The following is a 15,726-nucleotide window of genomic DNA, read 5'->3' on the forward strand; positions in this document are numbered from 1 at the left end:
TTTTTGCTCGTCCCTCACAAAAATTTCGGCTGCACCCGACCAAAAGTGTGGTAGCCCTTCGGGCGGGCCATACGGAGATGACACAAGCAAGAAGCCCAGCTTGGGTTGTGTCCCCTTCGGTGGACTGCCCGCTTGGGGTATTGCCGTAAAGCGCGAAGGGCCACCCCGCACTCGACGGGATGGCCCAACCGACCGTTGACAACGACCGGTCTACTGCGGAGAGCAGGTCAGGAGACGGCTCGGCTCAGCCGGTCCTCCTCACGCCTTTTGCGGTCCAGCGTCATCATCGTCCCGTGCAGCTTGCCGCCGCCCCAGTCGGCCCTGCGGTCCAGCAGCTCGGGCCGGGCGGCGGCGATGACCATCACTGGTACTGCGCCGACGGAGTCCGCCAAGCCCTCGATGAAGTCCAGCAGGGCGTCGTCCGTGGTGTGCAGGTCGTCGATGAACACGACCACCGGTCGGTCCATCGCGATCCGCGTCACCAGGGAACTCCACTCCCTCGCGGCTTCCTGCCTGCCTTCCAGGCGGTAGCCGTCGTCGCCCGGCTCCAGGAACAGGGAGAGGCTTTCCACGGTCGCCCCGACCCTGCCCTTGTCGCCGCACCACTGGCGCACGGTCAGCTCCAGCTTCTCCCGGGTGACCGACGGCGAGTCACCCGGTTCGATGCCGCAGCAGGCCGCGAGGATGCACGCGCGGAGCCCCCAGGCGCCCGCGAACGGCGGCATCCGCACCGCCAGAGGCCCGTCCGCGCCGTCCCGGGAGATCCGGGCCTGGAACGCCGACAGGAACTCGCTCTTGCCGCTGCCCGGACCGCCCAGCACGGAGACCAGGTGCGGTCGGGCGCGGCGGATCACCCAGTCCAGCAGGCTCTCCAGCACGTCCAGCTCCGGCTCGTGGCCGGTGGCCGGGGACGCCGCTATCGGCGCCCGGCGGGACCGGACGCGCCAGCCGTCGTCCGGGTCGCCGACCCTGGTGTAGGACGCCACCGCGCTGGTCGCCGCGCGGGTGTCGTCGCACACCAGGATGTCGCCCGGCGCGGCGAAGCGCAGCAGCGACTGGCACTTGAGCATCAGCGTCCCGTTGACCGACGGCAGGCCGGTCGGGTCCTCGCCCGGCCGGGTCTCTCCGGAGGCCACGGCCGTGCGCACCGGCGGGTGGTCGCCGATGTCCGAGCGCTTGGCGTTCTCCCGGACGGCCAGGGCCGCGAGGACCGCCCGCTTGGCGTGCCCCTGGCCCCGGAACAGGGCCACCGTGAAGTCGCCGATCGACGCCACGACCTCACCGGACAGCTGGGCGGTCTCCGCGCGGATGGTCGAACCCAGGCCCGCCAGCATGTCGTCCACACTGGACGCACCGCCGAACCCGCCCACCGCCTCGGCGCGGAAGATCACCGCGGTGGCGCGTTCGACCCGCACCGCCTGCGGGCGGGACGGGGCGACCTCCGCGGCGGGCGCGGCGCGCGGTGGCACGACCGCGATCCGGCCGGGCAGCGCCAACGTGGGCGACTGGGCGAGGATGAGCTGTTGCAACTCCTGCAACTCCCGCCCGGGTTCCAGCCCCAGCTCGTCGACCATCGTCGTGCGCAGGCGGGAGTACACGTTGAGCGCGTCGGCCTGCCTGCCGCACCGGTAGAGCGCCAGCATCAGCTGCGCGCACACGCGTTCCCGGAACGGCTCCGCGTCCAGCAGCGCCTCCAGGTCGCCGAGCACCGCGTAGTGGTTGCCGCACGACAGCTCGGCCTCGAACAGGTCTTCCATCGCGGTGTACCGCGACCCCTGGATGAGCGACAGCTCCGGCCAGGTGACACCGGACTCCACGAGGTCGGCCAGCACCGGACCCCGCCACAGCGCCAACGCGTCGCGCAGCAGCCGCACCGCCCGCTCCGGGGCGCCGGCCGCCAGCTCGGCCTGCCCCTCGGCGACCAGCCGGCGGAACCGGAACAGGTCGATCTGGTCGGGGTCGGCGCTGAGCCGGTAGCCCGGCGCCCGGGTCTGGAGGTCGACCGAACGCGAGGCGTCCGCGGTGCCCGCGAGGATGCCGCGCAGCCCCCAGACCGCGTTCTGCAGCACCTTGCGCGCCGAGGCGGGCACGTCCTCGCCCGTCCACAGCGCGTCGACCAACCTGCTCGTCGCGACCACCTGGTTGGGGTGTAACAAGAGGAAACCGAGCGCGGACCGCTGTTTGATGCCGCCGAGCTGTACCGTCTCCCCCCTGTCCCACCATTCCAGTGGACCTAGAACTCGAAAGAACATCTGATTCCCCCAGGAAAAATTAACCGCTTCGGTTCTCGGTCGCACACGGTCGGGTGAACCCGCGAGGATTTACCACTCGGGCGGGAAACCGACCGGTCATCACACTCCCCCCTCGATCACGTGGGGTCGGGAGAACCCACCGCCCACTGGTACAGACCTTTGACCGAACGCGTCGAACACCCGCGATCGTAGGCGCGCCGCGACCGCTCCCGGCAGGTCCGACCGCGCCCAGCCTGCTGTGATGGCGGACACCGACTTCTTGCGGACAGCGCCGCGAGCCACCCGGTCCACCTCCCCCCGCCGACCGACAACCGGTTCCTCCTCGGCGTGGACAAAACCGCGACCACGCCGTTGCCACTCGATGACCGGGTGCTGCTCGATCACCCTGCGTGGCCACCACCGTCGCGAGCCGGATTCACCTTGCCGCCGCGGCGGCGATATGGGCAGATTAACAGGTCCGGAGGACCCGCACGCCCGCCTCAACCCATTATCGGCAGCACCCTGCGTGCACCCGCAGATACCTTTATACTCCGATCTAGTGAACTTGTATCCACTTGACCGAATTCGGTGCGTGCCCGCACAACGGCGGGAGGGTTTCCCGCGCATACCGACAACCCCCGGTGCCGTGTGTCGCATCGGGGGTCGTCGCACGCCGGCCGGGCCGGCGCCGGGGCGGGTCAGAGGAAGTAGGTGTCCGGGTCCAGGCCCAGCAGGACGCGGCCCTGCACCTCCAGGTTCGGGTTCAGCGCGGCCAGGGCGTGCTGCGAGAAGCCCTGGATGTCGCGGTGGAAGCGCTGCATCGGCACGTCGCGCCGGATCACCGACCCGCCGCTGACGCTGTAGAGCAGCTCCACCGCCTCCTTGCAGAGCTGGATCGCGTACCCGACCTGGCCGCGGATCACGGCCTTCTCGGTGTCGGTCGGCTGCTCGCCCGCGTCCGCCCGGTCCTGGATGACCTTCAACCACCCCGCGGCCATGCCCTCGGCGGCGGCGATCTTGTTGGCCGCGGTCGCCACCTGGATCTGGGTGAGCGGGTGGGCGCTCTGGTCGGTCCAGTTCGTGTAGGTGATGCCCCGGCCGTGCACCCGCTCCACGAACAGGTCGTAAGCACCCTTCGCGATGCCCAGGAACACCGCCGCCGCCTCGGCCATCACGAACGACAGCAGGGCGTAGTTGCGGCCGGTGGCACCGGTGTTGGACCGGTCGCCCGTGGTGCCCGCGAACGCGTCGCCGAAGCCGACCACCCGGTGCTCCGGCACGAAGACGTCGTCGGCCTTGGACGTGACGCTGCCGGTCGCCGAACCGGAGGTGACGTCCCAGTCGTCCTCGGTGGTCAGGTCGGACATCGGCACGATGGCCATGACCTCGTCGTGCTCGCCGCGCATGGCGGCCACGAAGTTCCAGTCCGCGCCCTTGCAGCCGGAGTTGTAGCGCCACGTCCCCGACAGCCGGTAACCGCCCTCGACCGGCTTGACGGTCCCGGTCGGCGCGAACGCGCTGGAGATGCGCACCGAACTCGCGGCGAACACCTCCTCCTGCGTGCGGTCCGGGTACAGCGTCGCGGTCCAGTCGCTGGTCAGCCACACGAACGACACCCAGCCGGTCGACGGGCAGCCGCGCGAGATCTCCGTGAGCACCTTCGCCTGGTCGGCGACGCTCAGGTCCAGCCCGCCGAACCGGCGCGGCGTGGCCATGCGGAACACGCCCGCCTTGTCCAGCAGCTGGACGTTCTCGTCCACGATCCAGCGCCGCGCCTCGGACTCCTCGCCGTTCCTGCGCAGCACCGGGACGATGCTGCGCACCGCGTCCAGCACGGGCGCCAGGTCGCCATCCACGGTCATTTCCGCTCCCACGGGTCGCAATTCCCACCGTTGTCGACCCAGGTCTACCGACCGCGCGGCACTGCCCGGTCTTCCCCGGCGCAGTGCCGCCGGCGTTACCGCCAGATGACCGGCGGCGGCCACGGCCACCGCTGACCGTCCACAAGGGACTGTCCGGAAGCGTTGCCGCGCGGTGCGCGCGATTACCCGGGCGAGACCGGCGGGGGTGTCCGCTCGCGCATGCTCGACCGCAGAGACAGTCGATCCGCGATGAGCGAGAAGTGAAGGACTTCCTATGACGACGGCCGAACTCGAAGTCACCGCCGTGCTGGACGCGGTGCGGGACATCGTGCCCACGCTGCGGCAGAACGGCCTCCAAGCCGAGCAGGACCGCTGGGTGCCCGAGGAGAACCTCCAGCTCCTGCACAAGGCCGGCGTGTTCCGCATGGCGACCGAGCGGCAGCACGGCGGGTTCGACGCCTCGCTGGCGCAGCAGAACGCGGTGCTCACCGAGATCGCCCGCGGCTGCGGCTCCACGGCCTGGGTCGCGTCGGTGTGGCTGGCCAGCTCGTGGGTCGCGCGCGGCCACAACGAGCAGACCCGCGGCGAGGTGTTCGCCGACCCGGACGTGCGGGTCTCCGGCGTGTTCACCCCGACCGCGACGCTGACCCCGACCGACGGCGGCTACCTGCTCAACGGGTTCTGGCGGTTCAACACCGGCTGCCGGGGCGCGGACTGGAACGGCATCAGCGCCATGCGCACCCTGCCCGACGGCACCACCGACCAGGTCGCCATGGTCGTGCCGATGTCCGAGCTGACCATCGACGACGACTGGAAGGTCTCCTCCGTCGCCGCCACCGGCAGCGCCACCAGCCGCGCCAAGGACGTCTTCGTGCCCGCCCACCGCGTGCAGAAGCTCGAAGTGGTGATGGAAGGCGTCGGCAGCCGGTCCGAGCCGGGCACCACCAACCGCCAGTACACGCTCGGCGAGTTCGCGGTGGCCCAGTCGGTGTCGGTCTACATCGGCATCGCCCGGGGCGCCTACGAGCTGTTCCTCGACCGGCTCCCCGGCCGCGGCATCACCTACACCGAGTGGACCGACCAGAGCCGGCACCCGCTGACCCAGATCCAGGTCGCCACCGCCGCGTCGAAGATCACGGCCGCGGAGGCCCTGTCCGCCGGGGTGGTCGAGCTGATCCAGCGCCGCGCCGACGAGGGCGTGGAGCTGACGGCGCTGGAGAAGGCGAAGGTGCGCGGCGACAGCGCCTACGCCATGCAGTTGTCCCGCGAGGCCGTGGAGACGCTCTACAACGCCAGCGGCGCCTCGGCCATCATGCTGTCCGTTCCGATCCAGCGGTTCCACCGCGACATCCAGGGTCTCTCGTTGCACGGGCTGTCCCTGCTCACCACGAACATGGAGCTGTACGGGCGGGCGATCCTCGGCCTCGACGCCGACGGCGCCTTCTGAGGTCCCCCAGCGAAAACGGGCGGTCGCCGTGGAGGTGACCGCCCGTTTCGCCGTGCTCGGGGAGGTCAGCCGGTGACCGGTGCGGGCTCCGGGGCCGCCGCCGTCCGCCGCTTGACCGTGGGCGCGTTGAGCAGCACCCCGAGGAGGCTGACCGCCGCCGCCACCAGGCCGAGCCGGGCGGGCGTCAACTGCTCCTGGAGCAGGCCGCCGAGCGCGCCGCCGACCGCGATGCCGACGTAGATCGCCGACGAGTTCAGGCCCAGCAGCACCGCGGAGGCGCTGGGCGCGTAGGCCACGAACCGGCTTTGCTGCGGCACGACCGGCAGCGACACCGTGATGCCCCACAGCACCGCCCACACGACCGCGGGCACCAGGCTGCCGACCACCAGCGGGCTCACGCCGAGCATGAGCGCCGCGGCGGCCAGACCACCGGAGACGACCCGGTGCGGCGGGTAGCGGTCGGCCAGGCGGCCGGCCACGTTGTTGCCGATCATGTTGCCCACGCCCCAGGCCAGCAGGATGACGGTCAGCGTCGTCGTGGAGCCGGCCGTCGCGCCCTCCAGCGCCGGGCTGATGTAGGTGTAGAGCAGGTGCGTGCCGGCCAGCGCCATCACCGTCACCGACAGCACGCCGAACACCCACGGCTGGCGCAGCGGCTCCAGGCGGGCGGACAGGCTGTCGGCGGGCAGCGAGATCGACGGCAGCGCGATCGCGATGCCCACCGCGGCCACCACGCCCAGCGCCGCGACCGCCCACAGCGTGAGCCGCCAGTCCGCGCCGCCGATGAGCGTGCCCGCGGGCAGGCCGAACGCGATGGCCAGCGTGAGCCCGCCCATCACGAACGCCAGCGCCCGACCGCGCCGCTCCTCGGGCGCGATGGCCGCCGCCGCGCTGAACGCCGCCGCGCCGATCAGGCCCGCGCCGAACGCGGTGACCACGCGGGCGATCATGACGATGGTGTAGTTCGGGCCGACGGCGGTGAGGGCGTTGCCGACGACGAAGATCGCCAGGGCGACCAGCAGGGCCGTGCGGCGGTCCATCGCGCTGGTCATCGCGCCCAGGACCGGCGCGGACACGGCGAACGCGAGCGCGAACGCGGTGACGAGCTGGCCGGCGGCGGAGACGCCGACCCCGAGGTCGGCCGCGATCTGCGGCAGCAGGCCCGCGATGACGAAGCCGTCGGTGCCGACCGCGAAGAGGGCCACCGCCAACGGGATGAGCTGTTTCACCAGTGCGCCTTGTTTTTCCACGTTCACTTCTCTTCTCGGATCTGGGCGCGCGGCGGTCGGCGCCGGGCTTCCCGGACGAACCCCGCGGCCCGCTCGGCGAGCATGGCCACCACGGCGTGGCTGTGGCCGCGGGGCGGGGTGGGGATGACGGAGGCGTCCACGACCCGCAGCCCGGCCACCCCGCGCACGCGCAGCTCCGGGTCCACGACGGCGTCGCCGTCGCGCCCGAGGCGGCAGGTGCCGACGGGGTGGAACATGGTGCTGGCCAGGTCGCGGACGGTCTGGGCCAGGGCGTCGTCGTCGACCTTCCCCGGCCAGGGCGCGAGCGGTCCGCGCACGACGGGCTTGAAGGCCTCGGTGTCGAACAGGCGCTCGCTGAACCGCAGCGCCCGCACGAACGTCGGCAGGTCGGCCTCGGCGGTGAGGTACCCGGGGTCGATGAGCGGCGCCCGCGTCGGGTCGGCACTGGCCAGGCTGACCCGGCCGGTGCTCTCCGGCTGCAACGGGACCACGGTGAACCCGAAGCCGGGCGCGGGACCGTCCGCCCCGAACGCCACCGGCGAGAAGATGATCTCCACGTCCGGCGCGCCCGGCCCGCCGTCGAGCCGCGCGAACGCGACCGCCTCGGCGAAGTTGGACGTCAACGGCCCGCGCCGCTCCCGGTCGTAGCGCTCGCGGTTGGCCTCGGAGTAGGCGTCGGCCAGGGGGAAGTCACCGGTCGCGGTCACCACCTGCGACACCGACATGTGGTCGCGCAGGTTGGCGCCGACGCCGGGCAGGTCCACCACGGTGTCGATCCCGTGGGCGCGCAGGTCGTCCGCCGGACCGACGCCGGAGAGCAGCAACAGGTGCGGCGACCCGACCGCGCCCGCGCTCAGCAGCACCTCGCGCGTGGCGGTGAGCACGCCGTCGGCGGTCTCGACGCCCGTGGCCCGGCCGTCCTCGATGACGACCCGGCGCACGAGGGCGTCGGTGACCACGGTCAGGTTGGGCCGGTCGAGCGCGGGCCGCAGGTAGCCGTCCGCCGAACTCCACCGCGCCCCGTCGTGCTGGTTGAGCGGGGTCAGCGCCGTCCCGGTCGGATCACCGCCGCCGAGACCGCCCGCGACCTCGCTCAACCCGATTTCGGCGCACGCGGCGAAGAACCGGGCGTTGAGCGGGTCGGGATCGCGCGGCGGCGAAATCTTCAGCGGCCCGGAAGTGCCGTAGGTCTTCCCCGAACCCGGTTCACCGGTCCAGGACTCGGTGGCCCGGAAATACGGCTCGACAACGGCCCAGGACCATTCCGGACCCCACGTGTCGAAATCGGCGTGGTGGCCCGGGATCCACATCTGGAAGTTGATCGCGGAGGACCCGCCCAGCACTTTCCCGCGCGGCCACGGCACGCTCCGCCCGCCCAGGCCGGGCTGTGGGACGGTGCCGAACGCCCAGTCCGCGGCGGAGCCGAACAGCGCGAACAGGTCGGCCGGCACGCCGATCGCGGGGTCGGAGTCCACCCCGCCCGCCTCGACCAACGCCACCCGGACCTGCGGGTCCTCGCTGAGCCGGGCGGCCAGCACACACCCGGCCGACCCCGCCCCGACGACGACGTAGTCGAACTCCCCAGCGCCCATGATCGCGCACTCCACCCCGTTGACAGCCACTTAGCGCAGATTCTTCCGAAGCCCGGTCACTGGCTGGTAATCGCGCTTGTACGCAACGTGAACCAGCCCGACGCCTAACACCGGCGTCGGGCTGACTCGGTCTTTCTTCGGGTCAGAGAATGGGCGTGCCGGCGTCCAGGCCGACCAGAACCCGTCCGTGCACCTCCAAGTTCGTGGTGAGCAGAAGGAGCCCGTGCAGCGAGAAAGCCCGCAAATCGCGCTGGAACCGCTGGATCGGCACGTTCCGCCCGATCACCGAAGCGCCACTGGCGTCATAAAGCTGCTCGACCGCTTCTTTCGCCAACTGGATGGCGTAAGCGCCGTGCGCCCGTGCCTCGGCCTTCTCCTCCGCCGTCAGCTGGCGGTTGGCGTCGGCCGCGTCCTGGATGCGCCCGGCCCACGTGTCCACCAGCGCCTGCGCGGCGGCGATGCGGGCGTCCGCGCCGGCCACCTGGATCTGGGTCAGCGGCGTCTCGCTCTGCTCGGACCACTTCGTGTAGACGATGCCGCGGCCCGGCAGGCGGTCCAGGTACAGCTCCAGGGCGCCCTTGGCCATGCCGACCGCAGCCGCCGCGCACTGCGTCACGGCCAGGCTGATCAGGCCGTAGTCGCGTCCGGGCGCGTCGTCGCGGCCCGGGACGGCGGTGTTCAGGGCCTCGCCGAAACCGATGACGCGGTGGGCCGGCACGAAGACGTCCGAGGCGACCGTCGAGCAGCTCCCGGTGCCCGCGGCGGCCGTGGTGTCCCAGTCGTCCATGACCTCCAGGTCGCTCAACGGCACCGCCGCCACCAGGACGTCCGCCGTGCCGTCGAGCATGGCGACCACGACGTTCCAGTGCGCGGCCCGGCAGCCGGAGTTGAACCGCCAGCGGCCGTTGAGCCGGTAGCCGCCGTCGACCGGGGTCAGCGCGCCGGTCGGCGAGTACACGCCGGTCACCCGCATGGAACCGCTGGTGAAGATCTCCTCCTGCACGCGCGCCGGGAACAGCGTGGCGGCGAAGGTGTTGGACAGGTACACCATCGACGTCCAGCCGGTCGACGGGCACGCGCGCGACACCTCGGTGATGACCCGGCACTGGTCGGCCGCGCCCAGGTCCAGGCCGCCGAAGCGGGCCGGCACGCTCGCGCCGAACACGCCCGCCTTCTCCATCAGCTCGATGCTCTCGTCGGGCAGCCAGCCGCGCCGCTCGGCCTCCAGGCCGTTCTCGCGCAGGCGCGGCGAGAACTCGCGGAGCGCGTCGAGCACCGGGGCCACCGCGCTGACGTTCGTTGACATTTTTCCTCCGGGGTAGGGGATCAGGCGGGGACCGGCGTGCCCAGCACGACGGGCAGTTCGCGGTGGCCGTTGGAGATGAAGCTCTCGATGGGCAGCAGGTCGTCGGCAGGCTTGGCCAGCGCCAGGTGCGGGAAGCGCTCGAACAGCGCCGACAGCGCGACCGCGGCCTCCAGCCGGCCCAGGGCCTGGCCGGGGCAGAAGTGCACGCCGTGGCCGAACGCCAGGTGGTCGCGGCGGGTCGCGCGGGTGATGTCGAAGCTGTCGGCGTCGTCGCCGTGCACCAGCGGGTCGCGGCCGGCCGAGCCGAAGCCGATCAGGATCGCGTCGCCCTTCGGGATGGTGACCTCGTCCAGCTCGATGTCCTCGACGGCGAACCGCAGCGGCATGTTCACCAGCGGGGCCTGCCAGCGCAGGGCCTCGTCGATCACGTCGTCCCAGCTCGCCTCGCCTTCGCGGACCAGCTTGAGCTGGTCGGGCTGGGTGAGCAGGGCGAACACTGCGTGGTCGAGCAGGTTGACCGTGGTCTCGTGGCCGGCGGTGAACAGCAGCAGGAGCGTGTCGACCAGCTCCCGCTCGGTCAGGCCGTCGCCGCCCTCGCGGACGGTGATCAGGCGGGTGGTGAGGTCGTCGCCGGGGTCGGCGCGCTTCAGCTCCAGCAGCCTGGCCATCGTGTCGTAGACGGCGGTGACGTTGGCCTCGGCGGCTTCCGGGCTGAGCGTCGTGTCGAAGATGCCGTGCACCAGTTCGAGCAGCTTCGGGCGCAGCTCCATCGGGATGCCGAGCAGCTCGGAGATCACCTGCGTGGGCAGGGCGTAGGCGAAGGACGCGCGCAGGTCCACCTGCCCGCCGTCGCGGCCCTCGGCGGCCATCGCGTCGAGGAGGTCGTTGGTGATCTCCTCCACGCGGGGGCGCATGAGGGCCGTGCTGCGGGCGGTGAACGCCTTCACCACGAGCTTGCGCAGGCGGGTGTGCTCCTTGCCGTACGCGGTCATCATGTTGCGGTCGGCCACCCAGATCGCGAGCTGCCAGGTCTTGGCCAGCTCGCCCTCGCCGTTCTCCCAGGCGGGCCAGTGCTGGTAGCTGTCGCGCGACACGCGCGGGTCGGTGAGCAGCCGCTTGATCAGGGCGTGGCCGGTGATGGCCCACGCCGGGACGCCGCCGGGCAGCTCGACCAGCGTGGCGTGGCCGCGTTCGCGCAGCATCGCCGCCTCGCCGTGGACGTCCTTGCCGGTCGGGTCGATGGCGTACGGGCAGGTCATTGATTCCCCTTCGGTCATTGGGCGGGCGTGGCGGACAGGCCGTGCCCGAGACCGCCGTCGACGGTGAACTCCGCGCCGGTGGTGAAGGTGGCGTCGAAGCCGAGGAACAGCACCGCCCGCGCGACCTCCTCCGGCGTGCCGTGCCGGTGCATGGGCGTGATGGCGTCGCCGACCTGGGTCAGCGCGGCGCGGTCGGCGTCGGCGAGGCCCGAGATGCCCATCGACGGGGTGTCGATGAAGCCGGGTTTGACGGCGTTGACCCGGATGCCGCGCGGCAGCAGTTCGGTGGCGAAGCCCTTGACGAACGCGCGCAACGCGGCTTTCGCGCCGGCGTAGTGGGTCATGCCGACGTTGCCGGTGTCGTTGGCGATGGAGGTGGTGCAGACGATCGCGCCGCCGTCGTTGACCAGCGGCGCGAGGCGTTGGATGGTAAAAAACGCGCCCTTGGCGTTGACGTCGAACGTGCGGTCGTAGGACTCGGGCGTCACCAGGTGGAACGGTTCGAGCACCGCGTAACCCGCGTTGACGTGCAGCAGGTCGATCGTGCCCAGGCGGCTCTCCACCTCCTCGGCGAGCGCGTCGATCTGCGCGACGTCGGTGGTGTCCGAGCGCAGGACGTGCGCGGTCGCGGGCAGCTCCTCGCGGGCCTTGGCGAGGTTGTCCTCGTTGTTGCCGGTGAGCAGCACCTCCGCGCCACCCCGGAGCAGCAGCTCGACGACCGCGCGCCCCATCCCGTGCGTGCCGCCCGTGACCACGGCCTTCTTGCCGGTGTACTCGCTCATCCACCCGTCCCCTCGCCTGGCGCGTTCCGGGGCCCAGCTTTCCGGGTGGCCGGCACCCGCCGGTCATTCCGCCGTTCGGGTCGGGCGTTACCCGCCGATTACCGGCGGTCGGTACCTGTAGTCCGCACGGGTGGTACGGCAGTCCTGGTTACAAACGCGGGTCCACCGGCTCGGATTCCAGCGCCAGGACCGCGAACACGCACTCGTGGACGCGCCACAACGGCTCGCCGCGCGCCGCCCGTTCCAACGCCTCCAACCCCAGCGCGTACTCGCGCAGCGCCAGCGACCGCTTCGCGCCCAACCCGCGCCGGCGCAGGCGGTCGAGGTTCTCCGGTTCGGTGTAGTCCGGGCCGTAGATGATGCGCAGGTACTCCCGGCCCCGCACCTTCACGCCGGGCTGCACCAGGCCGCGCTCGCCGCGGGTCAGGTTGGCCAGCGGCTTGACGACCATGCCCTCGCCGCCCGCCGCCGTCAGCTCCTCCCACCACCGGACGCCGGCCGCCACCGATTCCTCGTCGCCCGTGTCGACCACCAGGTGCCGGGTCCGGGTGAACAGCGGCGAGTCCAGGCGCGCCAACGTCTCCAGGTGCCACAGGTGCGAACGGTCGTGGTAGGCGCGGCCCGCGGTGGCCAGGAGCTGGAACGGCGCGAGGCGCACGCCGTCCAATCCCGTGGTCGGCCAGCAGTACCGCTGGTAGGCGTCCCGGTACCCGACGGCGTTGGCCAGGCGGGACTCGGTGCGCGCCAACAGCGCCGACACGTCCACGCCGCGCCCGGCGGCGGTCGCCAGGGCGGCCACGGCCGGGTCCAACGCGCCCACCGCCGCCGCGCCGACGGCCGCGTACTGGTCCCGGATCAGCCCGGTCGCCTTGGCGTTCCACGGCATCAGCTCCGCGTCCAGCAGCAGCCAGTCGGTGTCGAACTCCGCCCACAGGCCGGCGTCGGTCACCGCCGAGCGCACGCGCGCCAGCAGCTCCTCCCCCAGCTCGCCGTCGAAGAACGGTCGACCGGTCCGCGTGTAGACCGCGCCGGAGTCCTTGCCCACCAGCACGACGGCGCGCGACCCCATGTGCTTCTCCTCGCAGATCACCTCGCGCACGCCCGCCGCGCGGTACTCGGCGAAGGCGTCCTCCGGGTGCTCCAGCACGTCCGGCCGCCGGGACGTGGCGGTCGGCGCCATCGTCGGCGGCAGGTACGGCAGGCGGTGCGGGTCCACGGCGAACCGGCTCATCACCTCCAGCGCGGACGCTGCCTGCTCCGGCCGCACGGCGATCCGGCCGCGGTGCGCGGTCTCGATCGCGCGCCGGCCGGAGACGTCGCCGAGCGCGAGCACGTCCGGCTCGCGGTCGGGGACGGCCGCGACCAACGGCCGCACCGGCTCGTACCAGACCTCGCGCGCCGCGACGGACACGACCTCCCGCTCCGGGTAGCGCAGCGCGGTCAGCTTGCCGCCGAACACCACACCGGTGTCCAGGCACATGGTGTTGTTGATCCACTCCGCTTCCGGCGTCGGCGTGTGTCCGTAGAGGACGGTCGCGCGCCCGCGGTACTCCGTCGCCCACGGGTAGCGCACCGGCAGGCCGTACTCGTCGGTCTCGCCGGTCGTGTCGCCGTACAGGGCGAAGCTGCGCACGCGCGCCGAAGCGCGGCCGTGGTAGCGCTCCGGCAGACCGGCGTGCGCGACGACCAGGTCACCGCCGTCGAGCACGTAGTGCGCCACCAGCCCGTCGCAGAACCGCTCGGCCCGCCGCCGGAACTCCTCCGGCTCGGCGGCCAGCTGCGCCAGCGACTCCGCGAGGCCGTGCTTGACCTGCACGTCCCGGCCGCGCAGCGCCCGCACCAGCTTCTGCTCGTGGTTGCCGCACACGGCGAACGCGTGCCCGGCCTCGACCATGCCCATCACCAGCCGCAGCACGCCCGGGGTGTCCGGCCCGCGGTCGACCAGGTCGCCGACGAACACCGCGCGCCGCCCCGCCGGCGGCACCGCGTCGACCGGCCGCCCCTCGGCGTCGCGCACCAGGTCGTAGCCCAGCTCGCCCAGCAGGTCCTCCAGCTCCTGGCGGCAGCCGTGCACGTCGCCGATCACGTCGAACGGCCCGGTCTCGTGGCGCAGGTCGTTGAGCAGCCGCTCGGTGACGATCGTCGCTTCGTCCACTTCGGACTGGCTGCGCAGCACGTGGACCTTCTTGAAGCCCTCCTTGCCGAGGAACTTCAGCGACTTGCGCAGCGCGGTCCGGTGCCGGCGGACGACGTGCGGGCCGAAGTCGCGGTCCGGCCGGGTCGCGTTGCGCGCCAGGCACACCTCCTCGGGCAGGTCGAGCACGATCGCCACCGGCAGCACGTTGTGCTCGCGCGCGATCTCCACCAGCAGCGCGCGGTCGGCCCGCTGCACGTTGGTCGCGTCCACCACGGTGGTCCGCCCGGCGGCGAGCCGCTTGCCCGCCACGTAGTGCAGCACGTCGAACGCGTCACCGGAGGCCGCCTGGTCGTTCTCGTCGTCGGCCACCAGGCCGCGGAAGTAGTCGCTGGACAGGACCTGCGTCGGCGCGAAGTGCGTGCGCGCGAACGTCGACTTGCCCGAGCCGGAGGCGCCGACCAGCACCACCAGGCACAGGTCCGGGATCTTCAGCTCCATCAGTCCTGCTCCCCCACCACGGTGAAAACGGCCAGCTGCGTCGGCGCGCCCAGCGCCGGGTCCTCGGGTCCGATCGGCTCGAACGACACGGTGTAGCCGCGCCGCTGGGCGACGCCGTGCGCCCATTCGCGGAACTCGGCGCGCGTCCACTCGAACCGGTGGTCGTTGTGCCGCAACTGCCCCGCGGGCAGCGTCTCGAACAGCGCGTTGTACTCCACGTTGGGCGTGGTCACCAGCACGGTCCGGGGTCGCGCCACGACGAACACCGAGTGCTCCAGCGCGGGCAGCCGCGCCGGGTCGAGGTGTTCCACGACCTCCATCAGCACCGCCGCGTCGTAGCCGGCCAGCTCCGGGTCGGCGTAGGTCAGCGACGACTGGCGCAGCACGACCCGTTCGCGCTGCCGGTCCGACATCCGGTCCAGCCGCAGCTTGCGCGCCGCCTCCCGCAACGCCCTCGCCGACACGTCCACGCCGTGGATGTCGGTGAACTCGGGCACCTGCACGAGGGCGCGCAGCAACGCGCCGCCGCCGCACCCGAGGTCGAGCACGCGCCGCGCCCCGGCCGCCCGCAGCGCCGCCACCACCGCGTCCCGGCGCTGCACGGCCAGGGAGACCTTCGGCTCGGCGAGCGCGTTGTCCAGCTCCTCCGGCTCGACGTCGTCCACGTCGGCCAGGCGGGCCAGGGCGGACTGCACGAGCGGCTTCTTGCGCGCCAGGTAGCGGGTGGTGATCAGTTCGCGGTCCGGGTGGGCGGCGAGCCAGCCGTCGCCGGCGCGCAGCAGCTTGTCCACCTCGTCCTCGTCCACCCAGTAGTGCTTGCTGCCGTCGAGCACGGGCAGCAGGACGTAGAGGTGCTTGAGCGCGTCGGACAGCAGGAGGGTGCCGGTGAGCGTGACGCTCGCGTAGCGCGAGTTGGTGCCGTCACCCAGCGCGATCGGCTCGACCGCGACCGCCCAGCCCAACGGCGTGAACAGCCGCTCGACCAGGGCGTGCGGCAGCACCGGGACGTGCACGCGCAGCGGGATCGGCGTCGCGGCCAGCTCGGCGCGCGACTGGCTGCGCCCGTTCATGGCCGTGCGGAAGACGGAGCCGAGCGCGACGGTGAACAGCGAGCCGGCCACGTACGGCCGGTCGTTGACGTATTGGGTGAGCGTGCTGCCGGGACCTCGCACCAGCGCCACCGGGTCGACCTCCAGCAGGAGCGCGACCGTGCACTCCTGCTCGTCGGCGCGGGGGTAGAAGACGTGCGCGGTCCCCGCCGAGGTCTTGAACTCCTGCGCCCGGTCGGGGTGCTTGTGCAGGAGGTGCCCCAGGTCGGTGGCCGGCTGGTGGGTCGTGGTCAAGGTCAGCAACACGCTGGGC

General features: G+C 72.1%; 10 protein-coding genes. 1 reads left to right on the forward strand and 9 read right to left on the reverse strand.

Annotation, left to right across the window (positions count from 1 at the left end):
- Nucleotides 1-227: 227 nt before the first annotated feature.
- Entirely contained in the window at nucleotides 228-2,138 is a 1,911-nt protein-coding gene (locus ABD126_RS32615; RefSeq protein ID WP_343938300.1) for an ATP-binding protein, read from the reverse strand.
- Nucleotides 2,139-2,929: 791 nt separating this feature from the next.
- Nucleotides 2,930-4,093, reverse strand: coding sequence for an acyl-CoA dehydrogenase family protein (locus ABD126_RS32620; protein WP_343938302.1), 1,164 nt, complete (start codon nucleotides 4,091-4,093; stop codon nucleotides 2,930-2,932).
- Nucleotides 4,094-4,367: 274 nt separating this feature from the next.
- Between ABD126_RS32620 and ABD126_RS32625 the strand changes: the two genes are divergently transcribed.
- The gene (locus ABD126_RS32625) at nucleotides 4,368-5,540 is read left to right on the forward strand and encodes an acyl-CoA dehydrogenase family protein (RefSeq protein WP_343938304.1); all 1,173 of its coding nucleotides are present in this window, start codon (nucleotides 4,368-4,370) and stop codon (nucleotides 5,538-5,540) included.
- 65 nt (nucleotides 5,541-5,605) lie between these two features.
- On the opposite strand, the gene ABD126_RS32630 is transcribed toward ABD126_RS32625, so the two are convergent.
- From ABD126_RS32630 to ABD126_RS32660, 7 genes are all read right to left on the reverse strand, one after another.
- Nucleotides 5,606-6,769, reverse strand: coding sequence for an MFS transporter (locus tag ABD126_RS32630; RefSeq protein ID WP_343938306.1), 1,164 nt, complete (start codon nucleotides 6,767-6,769; stop codon nucleotides 5,606-5,608).
- Between the two features lie 23 nt (nucleotides 6,770-6,792).
- Nucleotides 6,793-8,412 (reverse strand): GMC family oxidoreductase, encoded by a 1,620-nt coding sequence (locus ABD126_RS32635; protein ID WP_343938308.1) that lies wholly within the window; start codon nucleotides 8,410-8,412, stop codon nucleotides 6,793-6,795.
- A gap of 112 nt (nucleotides 8,413-8,524) precedes the next feature.
- Nucleotides 8,525-9,688, reverse strand: coding sequence for an acyl-CoA dehydrogenase family protein (locus ABD126_RS32640; RefSeq protein WP_343938310.1), 1,164 nt, complete (start codon nucleotides 9,686-9,688; stop codon nucleotides 8,525-8,527).
- Between the two features lie 20 nt (nucleotides 9,689-9,708).
- Nucleotides 9,709-10,947, reverse strand: coding sequence for a cytochrome P450 family protein (locus tag ABD126_RS32645; RefSeq protein WP_343938312.1), 1,239 nt, complete (start codon nucleotides 10,945-10,947; stop codon nucleotides 9,709-9,711).
- 14 nt (nucleotides 10,948-10,961) lie between these two features.
- Nucleotides 10,962-11,729, reverse strand: coding sequence for an SDR family NAD(P)-dependent oxidoreductase (locus tag ABD126_RS32650; protein WP_343938314.1), 768 nt, complete (start codon nucleotides 11,727-11,729; stop codon nucleotides 10,962-10,964).
- A 148-nt stretch (nucleotides 11,730-11,877) separates the two neighbouring features.
- Nucleotides 11,878-14,364, reverse strand: a complete 2,487-nt coding sequence (locus ABD126_RS32655) for a polynucleotide kinase-phosphatase (RefSeq protein ID WP_343938316.1) — start codon at nucleotides 14,362-14,364, stop codon at nucleotides 11,878-11,880.
- Nucleotides 14,364-15,719: a 3' terminal RNA ribose 2'-O-methyltransferase Hen1 gene (locus tag ABD126_RS32660; protein WP_343938318.1), complete on the reverse strand. Its 1,356-nt coding sequence runs from the start codon at nucleotides 15,717-15,719 to the stop codon at nucleotides 14,364-14,366. The genes ABD126_RS32655 and ABD126_RS32660 overlap by 1 nt, the downstream gene beginning before the upstream one ends.
- Nucleotides 15,720-15,726: the final 7 nt, after the last annotated feature.

It is taken from the genome of Saccharothrix mutabilis subsp. mutabilis, from assembly GCF_039521145.1.
Taxonomy (GTDB): domain Bacteria; phylum Actinomycetota; class Actinomycetes; order Mycobacteriales; family Pseudonocardiaceae; genus Actinosynnema; species Actinosynnema mutabilis.

Coding starts and splice junctions, on each gene's coding strand:
- ABD126_RS32650 (WP_343938314.1), bottom strand. CDS start 11,729: ATGAGCGAGTACACCGGCAAGAAGGCCGTGGTCACGGGCGGCACGCAC.
- ABD126_RS32640 (WP_343938310.1), bottom strand. CDS start 9,688: ATGTCAACGAACGTCAGCGCGGTGGCCCCGGTGCTCGACGCGCTCCGC.
- ABD126_RS32625 (WP_343938304.1), top strand. CDS start 4,368: ATGACGACGGCCGAACTCGAAGTCACCGCCGTGCTGGACGCGGTGCGG.
- ABD126_RS32645 (WP_343938312.1), bottom strand. CDS start 10,947: ATGACCTGCCCGTACGCCATCGACCCGACCGGCAAGGACGTCCACGGC.
- ABD126_RS32655 (WP_343938316.1), bottom strand. CDS start 14,364: ATGGAGCTGAAGATCCCGGACCTGTGCCTGGTGGTGCTGGTCGGCGCC.
- ABD126_RS32620 (WP_343938302.1), bottom strand. CDS start 4,093: ATGACCGTGGATGGCGACCTGGCGCCCGTGCTGGACGCGGTGCGCAGC.